Here is a 16,434-nt window from a genome sequence, read left to right as displayed (position 1 = left end):
GACTTGGTCCCAAATTTTTTCTTTAAAAAACTTTAGAAAGGGGAAAATTTTGTCTAACAACAAAAATAATTTTAATAAATATATTCCCACAATTCTCTATGTAATTTTGGCGATAGTGATTTTTTACCTAGTCGCCATAGTTTTTGTGCCAAGACTTAACAAGGAAAAGGACATAAAAGAAATTGACTATGTTTCCTTTGTAAATCTTGTCAACAGGGGCGAAGTTAAAAAGGCAGAGGTTCGAGATAGGACCATTGCCTTTGAAATAGAAAAAGATGGGAAGAAAGTTAAGTATGAAACTAATAGGATGTATGATCCAAATTTAGTTGATAGGTTAGTAAATAAAAATGTAAAGTCTGCTCAAGTTTATAAGCCTGAAATGAATCCAGTGCTTTCCTTTATAATTTCAACAGTTGCTACCTTTGCAATTCTTATTGCCTTTTGGATCTTTCTCTCAAAATTTATTTTCAAGAGAATGGGCGATGTTGGTCCCATGAGTCTTGGCAAAAGTGGGGCAAAGATATATGTTGAATCTACTGATGGAATTAAATTCGAAAATGTAGCTGGACAAGATGAGGCAAAGGAGGCCTTGTCAGAACTTGTGGACTTTTTACACAATCCAAAGAAGTACACAGAAATTGGTGCAAAACTACCTAAGGGGGCCCTATTAGTTGGTCCTCCAGGCACTGGTAAGACTCTTCTTGCCAAGGCTGTGGCAAGTGAAGCCGAAGTACCCTTCTTTTCAATTTCAGGTTCAGCCTTTGTTGAAATGTTTGTAGGTCTTGGTGCTGCTAAGGTTAGAGACTTATTTAAGCAAGCAGTGGAAAAGGCTCCTTGCATAATTTTTATTGACGAAATCGACACAATTGGCAAGAGAAGAGATGGGTCTGGAATTTCTGGCAACGATGAAAGAGAGCAAACTCTTAACCAACTTCTTTCAGAGATGGACGGCTTTGACGCCAAGGCTGGAGTTGTAATTCTCGCTGCCACAAATAGACCAGATTCTCTTGACCCAGCTCTTTTAAGACCAGGCAGATTTGACAGGAGAATACCAGTTGAGCTACCTGACTTAAGTGGAAGGATAGCCATACTAAGAGTTCATGCCAAGGACATAAAAAAGGAAGAAAATATAGATTACGACAAAATTGCTCGTGCCACTGCAGGTGCATCTGGTGCCGACCTTGCCAACATGATAAATGAGGCAGCCCTTCGTGCAGTTCGTGAAGGTAGAGACAAAATGAGTGAAAGAGACTTGGAAGAATCTGTAGAAGTTGTCCTTGCAGGTTATGAAAAGAAAAATGCAGTTATTTCTCCAAAGGAAAAGAGAATAATTGCCTACCACGAAGTTGGTCACGCCCTTGTTGCTGCAAAGCAAAAGGATTCAGCTCCAGTTCACAAAATTACAATTATTCCTAGAACATCAGGGGCTCTTGGCTACACTATGCAAGTTGATGAGGAAGAAAAATTCCTTATGACTAAGGAAGATGCCATAAATAGCATTGTAACCCTAACTGGCGGAAGGTCAGCTGAAGAATTAATTTTTAACATCAGGACAAGTGGAGCATCAAATGACATTGAAAAGGCGACAAAAATTGCCAAGGCTATGGTTACAAGATTTGGCATGACAGATGAATTTGGCTTTGTTGCACTGGAATCAATGACTAATGCCTACCTTGGTGGAGATACATCACTTCAATGTTCACCACAAACTCAATATGAAATAGACGAGGCAGTGCAAAAAATTATTGACCAGGCTCACGATGAGGCTAGAAAAATTTTAAAGGAAAACATCAGGGCCCTTCATGCCATTGCAGAATATCTTCTTCGTCAAGAGACAATTACTGGCGAAGAATTTATGGACATCTTAAAGGAATACGATGAAAAAGAAAGTCAAGCTGAGGTCCAAGATGATGGTGAGTCTATAGATGAAAGCCAAGAGATGTAAAGGCAAAAACATATAAGAAACCCATAAACAACTAATTTTAGGTCAAGAAGATTTTTCTTTTACACCATAGTTAAATTAATATTTATTATAGAAAAGATTTTTCTAATTACAGAAAAGTCTTTTTTTTTATGAAAAAATTAGATTAAAATGTATAAAAGGGGTAAAAGGAAATTAGAAAGAAGAGGAGAGAAAAATGATTTTTACAAATGCAGTTGTGCTGTCAGTAATTATTTTGGCAGCCTTATGTTTAGCAAAAGTCCCTGTATTTTTCTCGCTGATGATTTCAGCAGTATGTGCAGGACTTTTTTCTGGAACAGGAATTACAGAAACGATGAAACTTCTCATAGGAGGAATGGGAAATAATGCAGAAACAGCTCTTAGTTATATACTATTAGGTTCACTGGCTTATTGTATGCAAGAAACTGGTGCAGCAGATATAATGGCTAAGAAGATTGGTTCGCTAGTTAAGGACAATAAAATTTTACTATGTGCAATTATAATTGTTATTGCTATAGCGGCAGAAACTATAGTACCAATTCACATAGCTTTTATACCGATTTTAATACCGCCACTAATATCCCATATGAATAAGATGAAAATGAATAGAAAGATGCTTTCTGTATCCTTTGGCTTTGGCTTAAAGGCACCTTATATAGCAATACCTGTTGGATATGGTGCAATATTCCAAGGATTAATAGTTGATTCATTCAATAGGTCAGGTCTTTCTATTGTGAGAAAGGATGTTATTGCAACAAATTGGATGGTTGCAGTGATAATGCTTATAGGACTTGTAGCAGGTTTGATATTTTTTTCAAGAGATAGAGAATATGCTCAAAAAGATGTTAAGGATCAAGATGTAAAAGATATTCCAAGCAAGTTGGAGAAAAAGCATATTCTTGTTCTTTTATCAGGAGTTATTACTGTTGTAGTGCAAATATTCACTGAATCACTTCCATTAGGAGCTTTGGTAGGCCTAATATTTATAGTAGTTACTAGAGTTATAAAATGGAAAGATATTCAAAAAATGCTAGATGGCGGAATAAATATGATGGGCTTTATCGCCTTTGTTATGTTAATTGCAGCAGGATATGCAAATGTACTCATAAGAACTGGAGCAGTTAATGATTTAGTTCAATTTGCAACATCTCTACTTGGAGGATCAAAACTTGTAGCATCCTATGTAATGATTCTTTTAGGACTTATGATTACCCTAGGAATAGGAACATCTTTTGGAACAGTTCCAATTATTTCTGCAATTTATGTACCAATAGCAGTTAGCCTTGGATACTCAATTCCAGCAACGATTTTACTTGTTACAATTGCAGCAGTTTGTGGCGATGCAGGTTCACCAGCATCTGATACAACTCTTGGACCAACATCTGGACTTTCAGTAGATGGTCAACATGATCACATAAAGGATACTTGTGTTCCACAATTTATTTTTTATGGAATACCTTTGATTTTAATAGGTGGTTTTGTAACAACTTTAATTTAATATGGATAACAAAGACAAAGAGGCTTCTGCGGGGTGAACAGAAGCCTCTTCTTTTATCAAAATATAAGTAAAGGATGTAAAATAAATTTTTATTTTACTAAATATATTATAACTCCGTCATGGAAAAAGTAAAGAAATATTTTGCCATGTGAATAGCATTCCACAATGTGGTTTATATATCTTTTTGGCAGTCAGGACAGATGCCACGAAGTTCTACAATGTGATTTGTCACAGTGTAGCCAGTTTCTTCTTCAGCGATTTTTTCAAAATCTGAAATTGGACAATTTTCTATGGCAGAAATTTTGCCGCACTTGTCACAAACTATGTAGTGTCTGTGGCCCATATTTGCAAATTCAAAATAATAAAGCCCATTGTGATACAAGTTTTTCTTCAAAATATTTTTATCAGTAAGTTCATTTAGCATCCTATAAAGGGAAGTGAAGCTAGGCAGAGATTTTTTGTCCACAGCTTCAAAAATTTCCTCTGTATTCATGGGTACATGAGAATTATATAGAAGATCCAAAAGGGCAAGCCTTCCCTTAGTTACCTTTAAGTTATTTTTCTTTAATATATCTTCAAAATTTTTCAAAAATTCACCTGCTTTCAATCTTATAAGTATTATATCAAAATTTATTTAATTTAAAAAATTACTTTAAAAATGAAAAATTTTTGCTATAATAATTAATGGAAATCATTATTGTTTAGGAGGAAAAAAGAAAAATGAAAAATATTAAGAAAATATTATTTTTATTAGCGGGAATAGTTTTATTCTCAGGCTGTTCTAAAGGAGCAGAAACAAAGGATGCTGGAAAAGATACAGAAAATAAGGAAGGACTAAAGGTTTATGCTTCAGTTTATCCAATGTATGACTTTGCCAAAAAGATTGCTGGCGACAAGCTTGATGTTGAGATGGTAATGCCACAAGGTACTGAACCTCATGGATGGGAACCAGATACTAAGGCCATTAAAAATTTAGAAAGTGCAGATTTGTTTATATACAATGGTGCAGGCCTTGAATCTTGGACTGATAAGGTCATTGATTCTCTATCAAATAAAGATTTAAAAGTAGTGGAAGCCTCAGAGGGTGTAGACCTTATTAAGTCAAGTCATGACCACGAAGATGAAGATCATGACCACCAAGGGGCTGAAGAAAATCACAATCACAATCATGATGCAGCTGAAGAAAATCACGACCACAATCATGAAGCAGCTGAAAACAATCACAATCACGAAGCTCATGAAGAGGATCATGAACATGAAGGTCACCACCATGGACCAATGGATCCCCATGTTTGGATTTCACCAAAGAATGCAAAAATTGAAATGGAAAATATAAAGAATGCTTTAGTGGAACTTGACAAAGAAAATGCAGATTATTATGAGTCAAATTACCAAAAATATGCTAAAATGTTAGATGAACTTGATGCAAAATATTCTGAACAATTAAGCGCTCTTCCAAATAAGACTATTGTAGTTAGCCACGAAGCTTATGGATACTTATGCAAGGACTACAATTTGACTCAAATTGGTATAAAGGGTGTAAATGCAGAAACTGAGCCAGATGCAAAGAAAATGGCTGAGATAATTAACTATGTTAAAGAAAATAAAATCACAACTATTTTCACAGAAGAGTTAATTGATCCAAAGGTTTCAAAAATTATTGCCGATGAAACGGGATGCGTTGTGAAAGTCCTTTCACCAATTGAAGGATTAAGCGAAGAACAAATAAAAAATAAGGCAGATTATTTTAGCATCATGGAAGAAAATTTAGAAAATTTAGTAGGTGCTTTAAAATAGTGAAGGAAAAATTGTTAGAAATCAAAAATCTAAGCTTTAAATACAGCGATGACTTAGTTTTAGATGATATAAATTTTGATGTCTATAGGGGCGACTATATCGCCCTTATAGGTTCTAACGGTGCCGGAAAGTCGACTTTAGTTAAGCTGATTTTAAATCAACTTAAACCACTTACCGGCACTGTTTCTTTTTATACAAAAAATGGATTAAAGGACATTGGCTATGTGCCACAACTATCTGTCCCATCTTCTTTGGAATTTCCAATAACAGTGGAAGAATTATTGTCTCTTGCACTTTATCCAAAGAACAAGGGCTTTAGAAAATTAAAAGCTTATGACAGAGAAAAAATTACAAGTGCTCTAAAGCTTGTTGGCATGGAAAAATATAAGGATAGACTTTATACAGAATTATCTGGTGGCCAAAGGCAGAGAGTTTTAATTGCCAAGACCCTTGTAGCCACACCTGAGTTTTTAATTTTAGATGAGCCCATGACTGGTGTGGATAGAGAGTCCAAGGAGTCACTATTTCATCTTTTGAGCCACATTAACAGAGAGCACAACATTACAATTTTAATGATCACACACAATCTTGAAGAAGTGGAAGAAAATGTAAATAAAGTTTTTGAGATAAAAGACGAGAAAATTAGGGAAGTGAAATAATGGAAATCTTTCAATATTCATACATGATAAAGGCACTAATAGTGGGAGCCTTCTTGTCAATAATCATCCCCTGCATGGGCGTTGTAGTTGTCAATAAAAAGATTTCTGTAATAGGAGATGCCCTATCCCATGTGTCCCTTGCTGGTGTAATGCTGGGACTAATTACTTCAACTTCGCCAGTTCTTGGAGCCCTAGTCTTGTGTGTTCTCGGCTCTTTATTTTTGGAATATGTGAGGACGAAATTTCCTGGTTATCAAGAAATTTCCTCTGCAATTTTAATGAGTACGGGCATTGGTCTTGCATCACTTTTTTCTGGCTTTGTAAAGACAAGTGCCAACTTCGAAGAATACCTTTTCGGCTCTATAATTGCCATACCAGAATTTGATTTTTATTTGATCTTAATAGTTTCTCTTGTGGTATTTATTTTATTTTTCTATCTTTTTACTGACCTCATGTATATTTCCTTTGACGAGTCATCGGCGAGATTATCAGGAGTAAATGTTGATAGGGTGAATTTAATCTTTATGATCCTAATTGCAGTTACAATTTCTGTCTCTGCAAGAACTGTTGGGATTTTAATTATATCATCACTAATGGTAGTGCCCGTGGCATCAGCCATGCAGTTTAAGCTAGGCTATCTAAAGACAACTATACTGGCATCAGTCTTTGGTTTTATTTTTACAATAACAGGTCTCGTAGCATCTTTTTATATTGGACTTAAACCAGGCGGGGCAATTGTATTAATTGGAGTTTTATTTTTAACGATTATACTTTTAATAAAGAAAAAATAAGAGTGAGGATGCCATGTGTCCCCACTCTTTATTTGATTTATTTAAATTATATATATATTCCAAGATTATATAAACAAATGCAAAAAACAAAAACAATGAAAGCTATAACAGTACAGAGATATGTAATAATATAATATTCTTTTTTAAAGGTTTTTTTAAAATCAGAAAAGCCTAGTTTTGCGAGTATTATAGGAAAAAAAGGTAATAAAATAATTAAAAACTCTCTAAATAAATAATTAGCATAATCGCTCATATAATCACCTCATATTAATTTTAATCTAAGGGGCGAAACTTTTCAATGATATCTAGATAAAGTAAAAAATATTTTAACTTAAAGCTAAGAAGATTCTTTATTTATAGGCATCTTTGTTTTATTATAGAGAGAGCAAGGCATAGGAGTGTTTTATGAAAATTCAAGTTAAAGAAAATAATTATACAATAGATATTGATTATAAAAGTGATGAAAAGTTAAGGGACTATTTATTTAAAAATGAAGACGCAAAATTTTTAGTTATAACTGACGAAAATGTCTTGGGAATTTATAGCGAGAGATTAAAAAATATTATGGATGGCTTAAATTATTTTATTTATAAATTTCCTGCTGGAGAAAAATCCAAGTCCATGGAATCTTATATAAGTATAAATAAATTTTTGCTGGAAAATAATTTTAACAGAGGAGACATAATCATTGCTTTTGGTGGCGGTGTTGTTGGCGACATATCTGGTTTTGTGGCAGCAACTTATCTTAGGGGAATTGACTTTATCTCTGTGCCAACTACACTTCTTTCCATGATTGACTCTTCCGTTGGAGGAAAAAATGGCATAAATTTTATGAATTTAAAAAATCAAATTGGCGCCTTTTATTTTCCAAAATATGTCCACATTGATTACAGTTTTTTGGAAAGTCTTGACCAGAGAAATATTAACAACGGACTTGCAGAAATTTTTAAATATTCCGTCTTAAGGGATAGGGAGTTTTTTGATTATTTAAAGTCTGCTAAAAAACTTGACTATGAAAAAATTATTTACAAATCTTTAAACATTAAGCTTGACTTTGTGAGAGATGACGAGAGGGACAGGGGCAAGAGACAAAAGCTAAACCTGGGTCACACTATCGGTCATGGCATAGAATCTCTTTCAAATTATAAACTAAACCACGGTGAAAGCATTGGCATTGGAACAATTTATATGGCCAGGGCAGCTTATAAGATGGGGCTTGCGGAAGAAGATTTTTCTAAAGAATTAGTAAGAGCCTTTAAAAAATATAATCTTCCAACTTCTTATGACTTTGAGACAGAAGAAATTTTGAAGATTCTAAAGCACGACAAGAAGATTAACAAAAATCTCATAAATGTAATTCTTCCAGTAAAAATTGGCGAAGTTATAAGTAAAAAAATTACTTTTGATGAGCTTAAAAAAATAATTGATTTAGGTAAGGAAAATGAATAGAATTATTGAAAACAAAAAATTATCTGGAGAAATTTCTGCAATTACATCAAAATCCTATGCCCATCGTGCAATTTTTTGTGGATCCTTGGCAAGGGGAGAATCTGTAATAGAGATTCATGACCTTTCAAAGGACATAGAGGCATCTCTTAACGCCGTAAAGGCCCTTGGGGTTAGGGTAAAAAAAATAGGAAATAAATTTTATTTTAATCCACCAGAAAAATTCTCTGGACCAGTTACTATTGATGTCAATGAAAGCGGAACTACCCTTAGGTTTTTGCTACCAGTCCTTGCCGCCCTTGGTCTTGAGGCAAAAGTCATTAGGAGGGGAAGTCTTGTTGGAAGAACTAACTCTGTCTACTTCCATGAATTTCCCAAGCATGGAGTAGATCTTAAAGAAGTTGGAGATACAATTTATTTAAGAGGAAAGCTAAGAGATTTTAATTTCACTCTTCCAGGAAATATTAGCTCCCAGTTTATTTCTGGTCTTATGCTTGCATCAGGATTTTGCCAGGAAGACTTTAATATAAGGCTCACAAGTGAAACTGAATCAAAGCCCTACATTGACATGACAATAGATGTCATGAAAAATTTTGGAGTTGAAGTAATTGAAGGTAAAAATTCTTTCACTTGCAGGGGAAAGTTTTCTCCAACAAATTATGTGGTGGAAAAAGACTGGAGCAACGCACTATTTTTCTTGGCAGCTGGAGTAAGGGTCCTTGGGCTTAATAAAAATTCACTGCAGGGAGATAGAGGAGCCTTAGAATTTTTAAGGGACTTGGGTTATGTTAATATTTCTAAAAATGAATTTCAGCTAAAAAAAATAAGATATGGGAAGAAAAATGTTCTTCTAGATGCAAAAAATATGCCCGATGCCGTTCCAATTCTTTCAATAATGGCGGCACTTTCAAATACAGATACGGAAGTTATAAATATAAAAAGGTTAAGGTTAAAGGAAAGCGACAGAGTAAAGAGCACTGTAGATATGCTGGAAAATTTGGGAGTAGAAGTAAAATTATCTGAAGACTCCTTTTCCTTTAGGGGAGTGGAAAAATTTAAGGCAGCAAAAATAAATTCTTACAATGACCACAGAATTGCCATGGCTGTCTCTATTGCCGCAACTTTTGCAGATGGTCCAATCACTGTCAATGATAGCCAGTGCGTGGAAAAATCCTACAAAAACTTTTTTGACGATTTTGAATCTTTAGGAGGTAAGACAAATGTCATATAGCTTTGGCAAAAATTTTAAAGTAACATTATTTGGTCAGTCACATTCTGAGGATCTTGGAATTGTCATTGATGGAATTAGTGCTGGATATAAAATAAATAAAGATTTAATAAGAAAAAACCTTGAGAGAAGAAGACCTGGCAAGAATAATTTTTCCACTGCTAGAAAGGAAGATGACGATTTTAAAATCCTAAGTGGAGAAGTTGATGGCATAACTTGTGGGGCACCAATATGTGCAATTATTGAGAACAAGGACCAAAGAAGCAGGGACTACGAAAACTTAAAGGACAGGCCGCGCCCATCTCACGCAGACTATCCAGCCTATGTTAAATTCAAGGGCTTTAACGACATAAGAGGCGGCGGACAATTTTCTGGCAGGATGACTGCTCCCATAGTCATTGCAGGTTCTATTGCTGAAGATTTACTTTTAAAGAGGGGCATAAAAATTTACTCTAGGATAAAAAGCCTAGGCGAAGCAAGTGACATTGACATAAATTTAAATGATATTGGCGAAGAAAAACTTTACGATTTAAAAAATGAAGACTTCCCAGTTTTTGAAGATTCAGCAAGGGAAAAAATGCAGGAAGAAATTTTAAGGGCAAAGGAAGAGGGAGATTCCCTTGGCGGAATTGTTGAGACTTTTATTTTAAATATGCCAGTGGGCATTGGCGAGCCCTTTTTTGATTCTCTTGAGTCAGTAATTTCTCACGCAGTTTTTTCTGTTCCCGGCATAAGAGGAATTGAATTTGGCTCTGGATTTGAGGCAGCAAAAATGTGGGGGAGCAGTCACAATGATGAATACTATTATGAAAATGGAGAAGTAAAGACAAGAACCAACAATCATGGTGGTATAATTGGTGGTCTTTCAAGTGGCATGCCCATAATTTTTAGGACAGCAGTGAAGCCTACGAGCTCCATTGGGAAGAGACAAAGTACCATATCACTAAGAGATAAAAAAAATGTAGACCTAGAAATTGTGGGAAGACATGACCCTTCAATTGTGCCTAGAGCCCTAGTTGCCATTGAAATGATTACTGCTATTGCAATTTTAGACTTAGTAATGGAAGGTGAAAGATGAAAAATTTAGATGAGTCAAGAAAAAATTTGGACGAAATTGATTCACAAATTGTCCATCTTTTAGAAAAGCGAATGGAAATTTCCAAGGAGATTGGAATTCTTAAATTGAATAATAATTTAAAAACAGAAGACTCGGGTCGGGAAGACCAAGTTATAAAAAACTTGGAAAATAAAATTGCTCCAGAATTTAAAGATGCCATAAAGCCAATTTATGGTGAAATTTTTAAGGAAAGCAAAAAAATAATTTCGAGAGTTAAAAATGAAAATTTTAAGTTTGGACTTATTGGCGAAAGTTTGTCTCACAGCAAATCCAAGGAAATTCACCAATTATTTGGAAGATATGACTACAATTTAAAAAATTTAAAACAAAATGAAGTGGAAGGTTTTTTTGAAAAGAAAAATTTTAGGGGAATAAATGTTACCCTTCCCTACAAGGAACTTTCTATAAAATATTTAGACCAGGTTGACCCTCTTGCCAGAGAAATTGGCGCAGTTAATACAATAGTAAATAAAGACGGAGAATTATTTGGTTATAACACAGATTATCTTGGTTTTGATTATTCCTTAAAATATTTTGGCCTTGACCTGAAAGATAAAAAGATTTTAATTCTAGGTTCTGGTGGTGCAAGTAAGATGGTTCAAAAACTTGCAGCTGATAGGGGAGCCAAAAGGCTTGTTGTCATTAGCAGAAGGGGCGAAAATAATTACGACAACATAGAAAAATTTATTGACTTTAATATAATTATTAATGCAAGTCCAGTAGGCATGTATCCAAATAATATGGAATGCAAGGTGGACTTAAAAATCTTTAAAAAGCTAGAGGCTGTAATTGATTTAATTTACAACCCCCTAAATACAAAATTAATTTTAGATGGGAAGAAGCTTGGTATAAAAACTATGAATGGACTTTTAATGTTAGTTGCTCAAGCCTTCTTTGCAGCCGAACTATTTTTAGATGAACAATTAGATGAATCTTTAATTGAAAAAATTTACTTCAAAATTAAAAGTGACATGGAAAATATTGCCCTTGTTGGCATGCCTTCCTGCGGTAAGACTACAATGGCAAGGCTCTTGTCAGAAAAATTAAATAGAGTTTATTTTGATACAGATAAATTAATCGAGGAAAGGGAAGGAAAAATCCCAGAGATTTTCGAAAAAAAAGGCGAAAAATATTTTAGGGATCTTGAGACTAAAGTACTAGAAGAGCTCTCCAAAAAAACTGGAATAATAATTGCCACTGGTGGCGGCACACCCCTAAGGGATATTAATAGAGACCTTCTTTTGCAGAACTCACTTGTAATTTATTTAGACAGGGACCTAAAAAATCTTGAGACAGAGGGAAGACCTCTCTCAAAAGATTTAGAGGCCCTAGAAAAAATGTACGGAGAGAGAAATAAAATTTACCAAGATATTTCACATATAAAAATAAAAGTTATTGAAGATAAGGAAAAGACTTTGGAGAAAATTCTGGAGGAAATTAAAAATTATGAAAATTTTAGTAATTAATGGTCCCAATATGAATATGCTTGGAATTCGCGAAGTCAATATTTATGGCAGGGATACTTACGAAAATTTGTTAAAATTAATAGACCAAGTTGCTCATGAAGAAAATATTGAAATCCAGGAGTTTCAATCAAACCATGAAGGGGATCTTGTTGATAAAATTCAAGCTGGCTACAAAAAAGTTGACGGCATTGTTATAAATCCAGCTGGCTACACTCACACTAGCGTGGCAATTTTAGATGCCCTAAAGGCTGTCAGCATTCCCACAGTTGAAGTTCACATTTCAAAGGTTTCAGAGCGTGAAGATTTTAGGCAAGTTAATTTTATAAGGCCCTATGTTATAAAATCCTTTGAAGGCTATGGAATAGAAGGCTACAAAAAGGCAATAATATATCTGAAAAATTATTTAGGGGAGCAAAAATGAAATCACTTATAATTGACAATTACGATTCCTACTCTTACAACCTCTATCAGTTAATTGGAAAGGTCAGTGGCACAGAAGCTCTTGTAATAAAAAATGACCAGATGACTTATGAGGAAATTTTAGATTTAGACTTTGACAATGTAATTATTTCTCCAGGTCCAGGCAGCCCTGATAAGGAAAAGGACTTTGGTGTGTGTAAAGACATCATTGAAAAACTTGACAAGCCAATTTTGGGAATTTGCCTAGGTCATCAGGGAATTTATTATTATAATGGCGGCAAAATTTTAAGGGCAAGTGAACCCATGCACGGCAGACTTAGCCCGGTCATTCACAATGGCAAGAATTTATTTAAGGGAATTAAAAATAATTTTGTGGTAACAAGATATCACTCACTAACTTGCCAGGATAAGGAACTTGAAAATATAAATATTGATGCAAGGACTCCTGATGGAGTAGTCATGGCAATTTCTCATAAGACTAAGCCAATCTATGGCCTTCAATTTCATCCTGAATCCATAACAAGTGAATGCGGCGAAAAATTAATTGAAAATTTTATAAATATTTGCAGAGATTTTTATAAGGAAGACCAGCTTTATTATGAAATAATTGATAAAAGTTTTGATACAAAAAATATTTATGAAAAACTTTATAAATATGACCATAAAACTCTTTGGCTGGACTCCAGCAAGGTGGAAGAAGGTCTTTCAAGGTTTTCAATTTTTGGCTTGCAAGGTCCAAAGGCTCACACAATAAAGTATGACGTGGACAAAAGTCTTGTAGAAAAAACCTTTCTTGATGGAAGAGAAAAGGAAAGCTTTAATACTGACATCTTCACTTATTTAAGAGAAAATCGAAAGAGATGGACTTACAAGGGATCACTTCCCTTTGATTTTCAATTGGGCTATATTGGCTACTTGGGTTATGAATTAAAAAAAGACACAGAAAAGGTCAAAAATAAAAATTCCTACGACTATCCAGACGCTTACTTTAAATATTGCGACAGGGCTCTTGTTTACGACCACAGAGATGAAAAGCTCTACATCCTATCTTGCCGAGAGGACAAAGATTGGATTAAAGATATAAAAAATATTTTGGAAGAAAATTTTGAAGAAAAAAATAAAGATACAAGCAAAAAAGATTTTCCAAAATTAAAATTTGTAAAGGACAAGAAAACTTATCTAGAGGATATAAAAAAGATAAAAGACTTAATTTGCCAGGGAGAGACCTACGAAGTATGTCTTACAAATCGCTTAGACATCTATGATAAACTTGATGGCAAAAAGTATTACATGAATCTTCGAGGAAAAAGCCCAGGACAATATTCTGCCTTCTTGCCCCTAGATGAGATAAAAATTGCCTCATCTTCCATGGAGAGATTTATAAAGGTGGATAAAAATAAAATTGTGACGACAAAGCCAATTAAGGGTACTATTAGAAGAGGAGATAGCTTAGAAGAAGATCAAAAACTTATTGATAAACTTAGAAATGAAGAGAAGACTAAATCTGAAAATTTAATGATTGTAGATTTACTTAGAAACGATTTGGGTAAATTTTGTGAGATTGGTTCAGTTGAAGTGCCGAAGTTAATGGATGTTGAGACCTATAAAACTCTCCACCAACTTGTGACTACAGTTTCGGGAAAAATTAAAGAGGATGTTGATATAATTGATGTGCTGAAAAACACTTTTCCAGGTGGGTCTATGACAGGTGCGCCAAAAAAACGCACACTGGAAATCATTGACGAGTTAGAAAATTATCCTCGCGGGATTTATTCAGGCACAATCGGTTTTATATCAAATAATTCTACAATGGATTTTAATATTGTCATAAGAACTGCCCTTATAGAAGAAGACAGGGCGACTCTTGGAGTAGGTGGAGCCATAATTCTTCTATCAGATGCAGAAGAAGAATTTGAGGAAATTGTCTTAAAGGCAAAGGGGTCTCTCAATGCACTAGGAGCTTATTACAATAATTTTGATGAGATAGACATTGAGGGAAGCAAAGGATAATGAGTGAAATGAGTAAAGGGAAAATTGTAAAAATTAGAGATGTAAATGTGGGAGGAGGCAAGCCAATAATTATTGCTGGGCCCTGCTCCATTGAATCTCGAGAACATATTATTGAAGAAGCAAAAGCCTTAAAGGCAAGGGGCATAGATATTCTAAGAGGTGGAGCCTTTAAACCAAGGACAAGTCCCTTTGATTTTCAAGGGATTGGCTTTGAAGCTGTAAAATATTTAAAGGAAGCATCTGATAAGACAAATCTACCCATAGTTACAGAAGTCTTAAGCGAAGACCATGTTGATGCCATGGTGGACTATGTAGATGCCTTTCAAATTGGCTCTCGCAATATGTATAACTATGCTCTTTTAAAAAAAGTTGGAAAAACTATGAAGCCAATAATTTTAAAGAGAAGTTTTTCTGCAACTCTTAGAGAATGGGAAATGGCTGCAAAATATATTGAAGCTGAGGGAAATGAAAATATAATTTTTTGTGAGAGAGGCATAAGGACCTTTGAGACTGAGCTTAGGAACACTCTTGATTTTGCAGGAGCCTATTATATAAAAGAAAAGACTGGCTATCCAGTTATAATAGACCCAAGTCATGGCACTGGCAGGCGAGACTTTATTGAGCCCATGGTTAGGGCAACACTTGCCCTTGGTCTTGATGGAGTCATGATTGAAGTTCATGAAAATCCTGACCTGGCAAAAAGTGATGGACAGCAAACTATTGACTACGAGACTTATGAAAAAATTGCAAAGTTCCTAGGAGAATTTAATGAAAATAGAATTTGATGATGGATTTTCCTTTGGCAAGGGCGCCTTTGAAACTATAAAAGTAGTGGATGGCGACCCTCTCTTTTTAGAAAAACATTTAGAGCGATTAAAAAAGTCTTTAAAATTTTTTGGAATTGAAAGAGAAATTGATGAGGAAAAAATTTATGACTATATAAAAAATTCAAAAGAGAAAAATTTTGCCCTAAAGCTTATAGTTTCTGATGAGAATTTTATTTTGACAAGTCGCAAGGACAATTACAGAGGTGAAAATAAAAGGGTTAGCTTAAAAATTTCTAAGCTTAGAAGAAATAGCACTTCAAAAATAATTTATCACAAGAGCCTCTGTTACTATGAAAATATTTTGGAGCACAGGTTGGCTCTTGAAAGTGGCTATGACTCAGCCCTTTTTTTAAATGAAAAGGATGAGGTTTGTGAGACTTCTTTTGCAAATATTTTTTTCGTGAGAGATCATAAAATCTTTACTCCAGAAATTTCTTCAGGACTTTTAAGGGGAACTATGAGAGATTTCCTCCTTGAAAATTTTGAAATTAATGAAGAAAAAATTTGCGCCAAAGATTTAATAGGCTTTGATGAGTGTTTTATTTCAAATTCCTTGATGGGCGTGAGAAATGTCAAAGCAATTGACGAAATAAAATTTACTGGCAGAGACAAGACAAGGGACATTCAAGAAAAATTAAAAATTTATGGATTTTAAGAGACTGGCGAGACCAGTCTTTTTTAATTTGCTAAAGAAGAAGATTAAATAGATGAAGAAAATTCTTTTTTGTTGTAAAATTAAAGTAGATGAAAAGGTGATTTTATGAAAAAAACAAATGCAATGAGAATCCTTGAAGGGGAAAATATAAATTTTGAAATAATCGAATACTCAACTAAGGACGGAATTGGCGGAGTAGATGTTGCAGAAAAATTGGGAGAAGACAAAAATAGGGTCTTTAAAACTCTTGTCACAGAAGCAAAGGATGGCGAGCATTATGTCTTTGTCGTTCCCGTTTCCAGTGAACTTGATTTAAAAAAGGCAGCGAAGGCATCGGATTCCAAAAAAATTGAAATGATTCCACAAAAAAAACTTCTTCCACTGACTGGTTATGTTCACGGAGGTTGTTCTCCTGTTGGCATGAAAAAATCTTTTAAAACTTTTATAGACTTATCAGCAGAGGACTTAGATTACTTTTATGTTAGCGGAGGAAAGGTTGGCATGCAAATTAAAGTCAATCCCAAGGAATTAATTTCTGCAATTGATGGAGAATTTTCTGATATTAAAAAGGAGTAAGT

The 16,434-nt window shown here is 34.4% G+C and carries 15 protein-coding genes; 14 read left to right on the top strand and 1 reads right to left on the bottom strand.

Annotated elements, in window-relative coordinates:
* The first annotated feature begins 49 nt into the window (after window positions 1-49).
* Window positions 50-1,945 (top strand): ATP-dependent zinc metalloprotease FtsH, encoded by a 1,896-nt coding sequence (gene ftsH / locus HMPREF2801_RS01960; protein ID WP_070610328.1) that lies wholly within the window; start codon window positions 50-52, stop codon window positions 1,943-1,945.
* Between the two features lie 193 nt (window positions 1,946-2,138).
* Entirely contained in the window at window positions 2,139-3,440 is a 1,302-nt protein-coding gene (locus tag HMPREF2801_RS01955) for a Na+/H+ antiporter NhaC family protein (protein ID WP_070610327.1), read from the top strand.
* A gap of 172 nt (window positions 3,441-3,612) precedes the next feature.
* Here the strand turns inward: HMPREF2801_RS01955 and HMPREF2801_RS01950 are convergent, their stop codons facing one another.
* Entirely contained in the window at window positions 3,613-4,029 is a 417-nt protein-coding gene (locus tag HMPREF2801_RS01950) for a Fur family transcriptional regulator (RefSeq protein WP_070610326.1), read from the bottom strand.
* 131 nt (window positions 4,030-4,160) lie between these two features.
* On the opposite strand from HMPREF2801_RS01950, the gene HMPREF2801_RS01945 reads away from it, so the two are divergent.
* The 12 genes from HMPREF2801_RS01945 to ybaK all read left to right on the top strand — a co-directional run bounded on the left by HMPREF2801_RS01945 (window position 4,161) and on the right by ybaK (window position 16,432).
* Window positions 4,161-5,237, top strand: a complete 1,077-nt coding sequence (locus HMPREF2801_RS01945) for a metal ABC transporter substrate-binding protein (RefSeq protein ID WP_070610325.1) — start codon at window positions 4,161-4,163, stop codon at window positions 5,235-5,237.
* Window positions 5,237-5,896 carry a metal ABC transporter ATP-binding protein gene (locus tag HMPREF2801_RS01940; RefSeq protein ID WP_070610324.1) on the top strand — a complete coding sequence of 220 codons (660 nt, stop codon included), beginning with the start codon at window positions 5,237-5,239 and terminating at the stop codon, window positions 5,894-5,896. The genes HMPREF2801_RS01945 and HMPREF2801_RS01940 overlap by 1 nt, the downstream gene beginning before the upstream one ends.
* On the top strand, window positions 5,896-6,687 hold the full coding sequence (locus HMPREF2801_RS01935) for a metal ABC transporter permease (RefSeq protein ID WP_070610323.1): 792 nt from the start codon (window positions 5,896-5,898) through the stop codon (window positions 6,685-6,687). Before HMPREF2801_RS01940 ends, HMPREF2801_RS01935 begins: the two co-directional genes overlap by 1 nt.
* Before the next feature lie 405 nt (window positions 6,688-7,092).
* Entirely contained in the window at window positions 7,093-8,136 is a 1,044-nt protein-coding gene (gene aroB / locus HMPREF2801_RS01925) for a 3-dehydroquinate synthase (RefSeq protein ID WP_070610321.1), read from the top strand.
* The gene (locus HMPREF2801_RS01920) at window positions 8,129-9,364 is read left to right on the top strand and encodes a 3-phosphoshikimate 1-carboxyvinyltransferase (protein ID WP_070610320.1); all 1,236 of its coding nucleotides are present in this window, start codon (window positions 8,129-8,131) and stop codon (window positions 9,362-9,364) included. The genes aroB and HMPREF2801_RS01920 overlap by 8 nt, the downstream gene beginning before the upstream one ends.
* Complete coding sequence (aroC, locus tag HMPREF2801_RS01915; RefSeq protein WP_070610319.1) at window positions 9,354-10,439, top strand: chorismate synthase; 1,086 nt, start codon at window positions 9,354-9,356, stop codon at window positions 10,437-10,439. Before HMPREF2801_RS01920 ends, aroC begins: the two co-directional genes overlap by 11 nt.
* The gene (locus HMPREF2801_RS01910) at window positions 10,436-11,944 is read left to right on the top strand and encodes a shikimate kinase (RefSeq protein WP_070610318.1); all 1,509 of its coding nucleotides are present in this window, start codon (window positions 10,436-10,438) and stop codon (window positions 11,942-11,944) included. Before aroC ends, HMPREF2801_RS01910 begins: the two co-directional genes overlap by 4 nt.
* A complete protein-coding gene (aroQ, locus tag HMPREF2801_RS01905; protein ID WP_070610317.1) occupies window positions 11,925-12,365 on the top strand; it encodes a type II 3-dehydroquinate dehydratase in 441 nt (146 codons plus the stop codon). The genes HMPREF2801_RS01910 and aroQ overlap by 20 nt, the downstream gene beginning before the upstream one ends.
* On the top strand, window positions 12,362-14,374 hold the full coding sequence (pabB, locus tag HMPREF2801_RS01900) for an aminodeoxychorismate synthase component I (RefSeq protein ID WP_083303696.1): 2,013 nt from the start codon (window positions 12,362-12,364) through the stop codon (window positions 14,372-14,374). The genes aroQ and pabB overlap by 4 nt, the downstream gene beginning before the upstream one ends.
* Window positions 14,374-15,159, top strand: a complete 786-nt coding sequence (gene aroF, locus HMPREF2801_RS01895) for a 3-deoxy-7-phosphoheptulonate synthase (RefSeq protein ID WP_070610315.1) — start codon at window positions 14,374-14,376, stop codon at window positions 15,157-15,159. Before pabB ends, aroF begins: the two co-directional genes overlap by 1 nt.
* On the top strand, window positions 15,143-15,856 hold the full coding sequence (locus HMPREF2801_RS01890) for an aminotransferase class IV (protein ID WP_070610314.1): 714 nt from the start codon (window positions 15,143-15,145) through the stop codon (window positions 15,854-15,856). The genes aroF and HMPREF2801_RS01890 overlap by 17 nt, the downstream gene beginning before the upstream one ends.
* A 105-nt stretch (window positions 15,857-15,961) precedes the next feature.
* Window positions 15,962-16,432: a Cys-tRNA(Pro) deacylase gene (ybaK, locus tag HMPREF2801_RS01885; protein ID WP_019124273.1), complete on the top strand. Its 471-nt coding sequence runs from the start codon at window positions 15,962-15,964 to the stop codon at window positions 16,430-16,432.
* Window positions 16,433-16,434: the final 2 nt, after the last annotated feature.

Origin of the sequence: Peptoniphilus sp. HMSC062D09 (assembly GCF_001811425.1) — a bacterium.
Taxonomy (GTDB): Bacteria; Bacillota; Clostridia; order Tissierellales; family Peptoniphilaceae; genus Peptoniphilus_A.
Note: the sequence above shows the minus strand (reverse complement) of the source record. Positions and strands in the feature narration are given on the sequence as shown.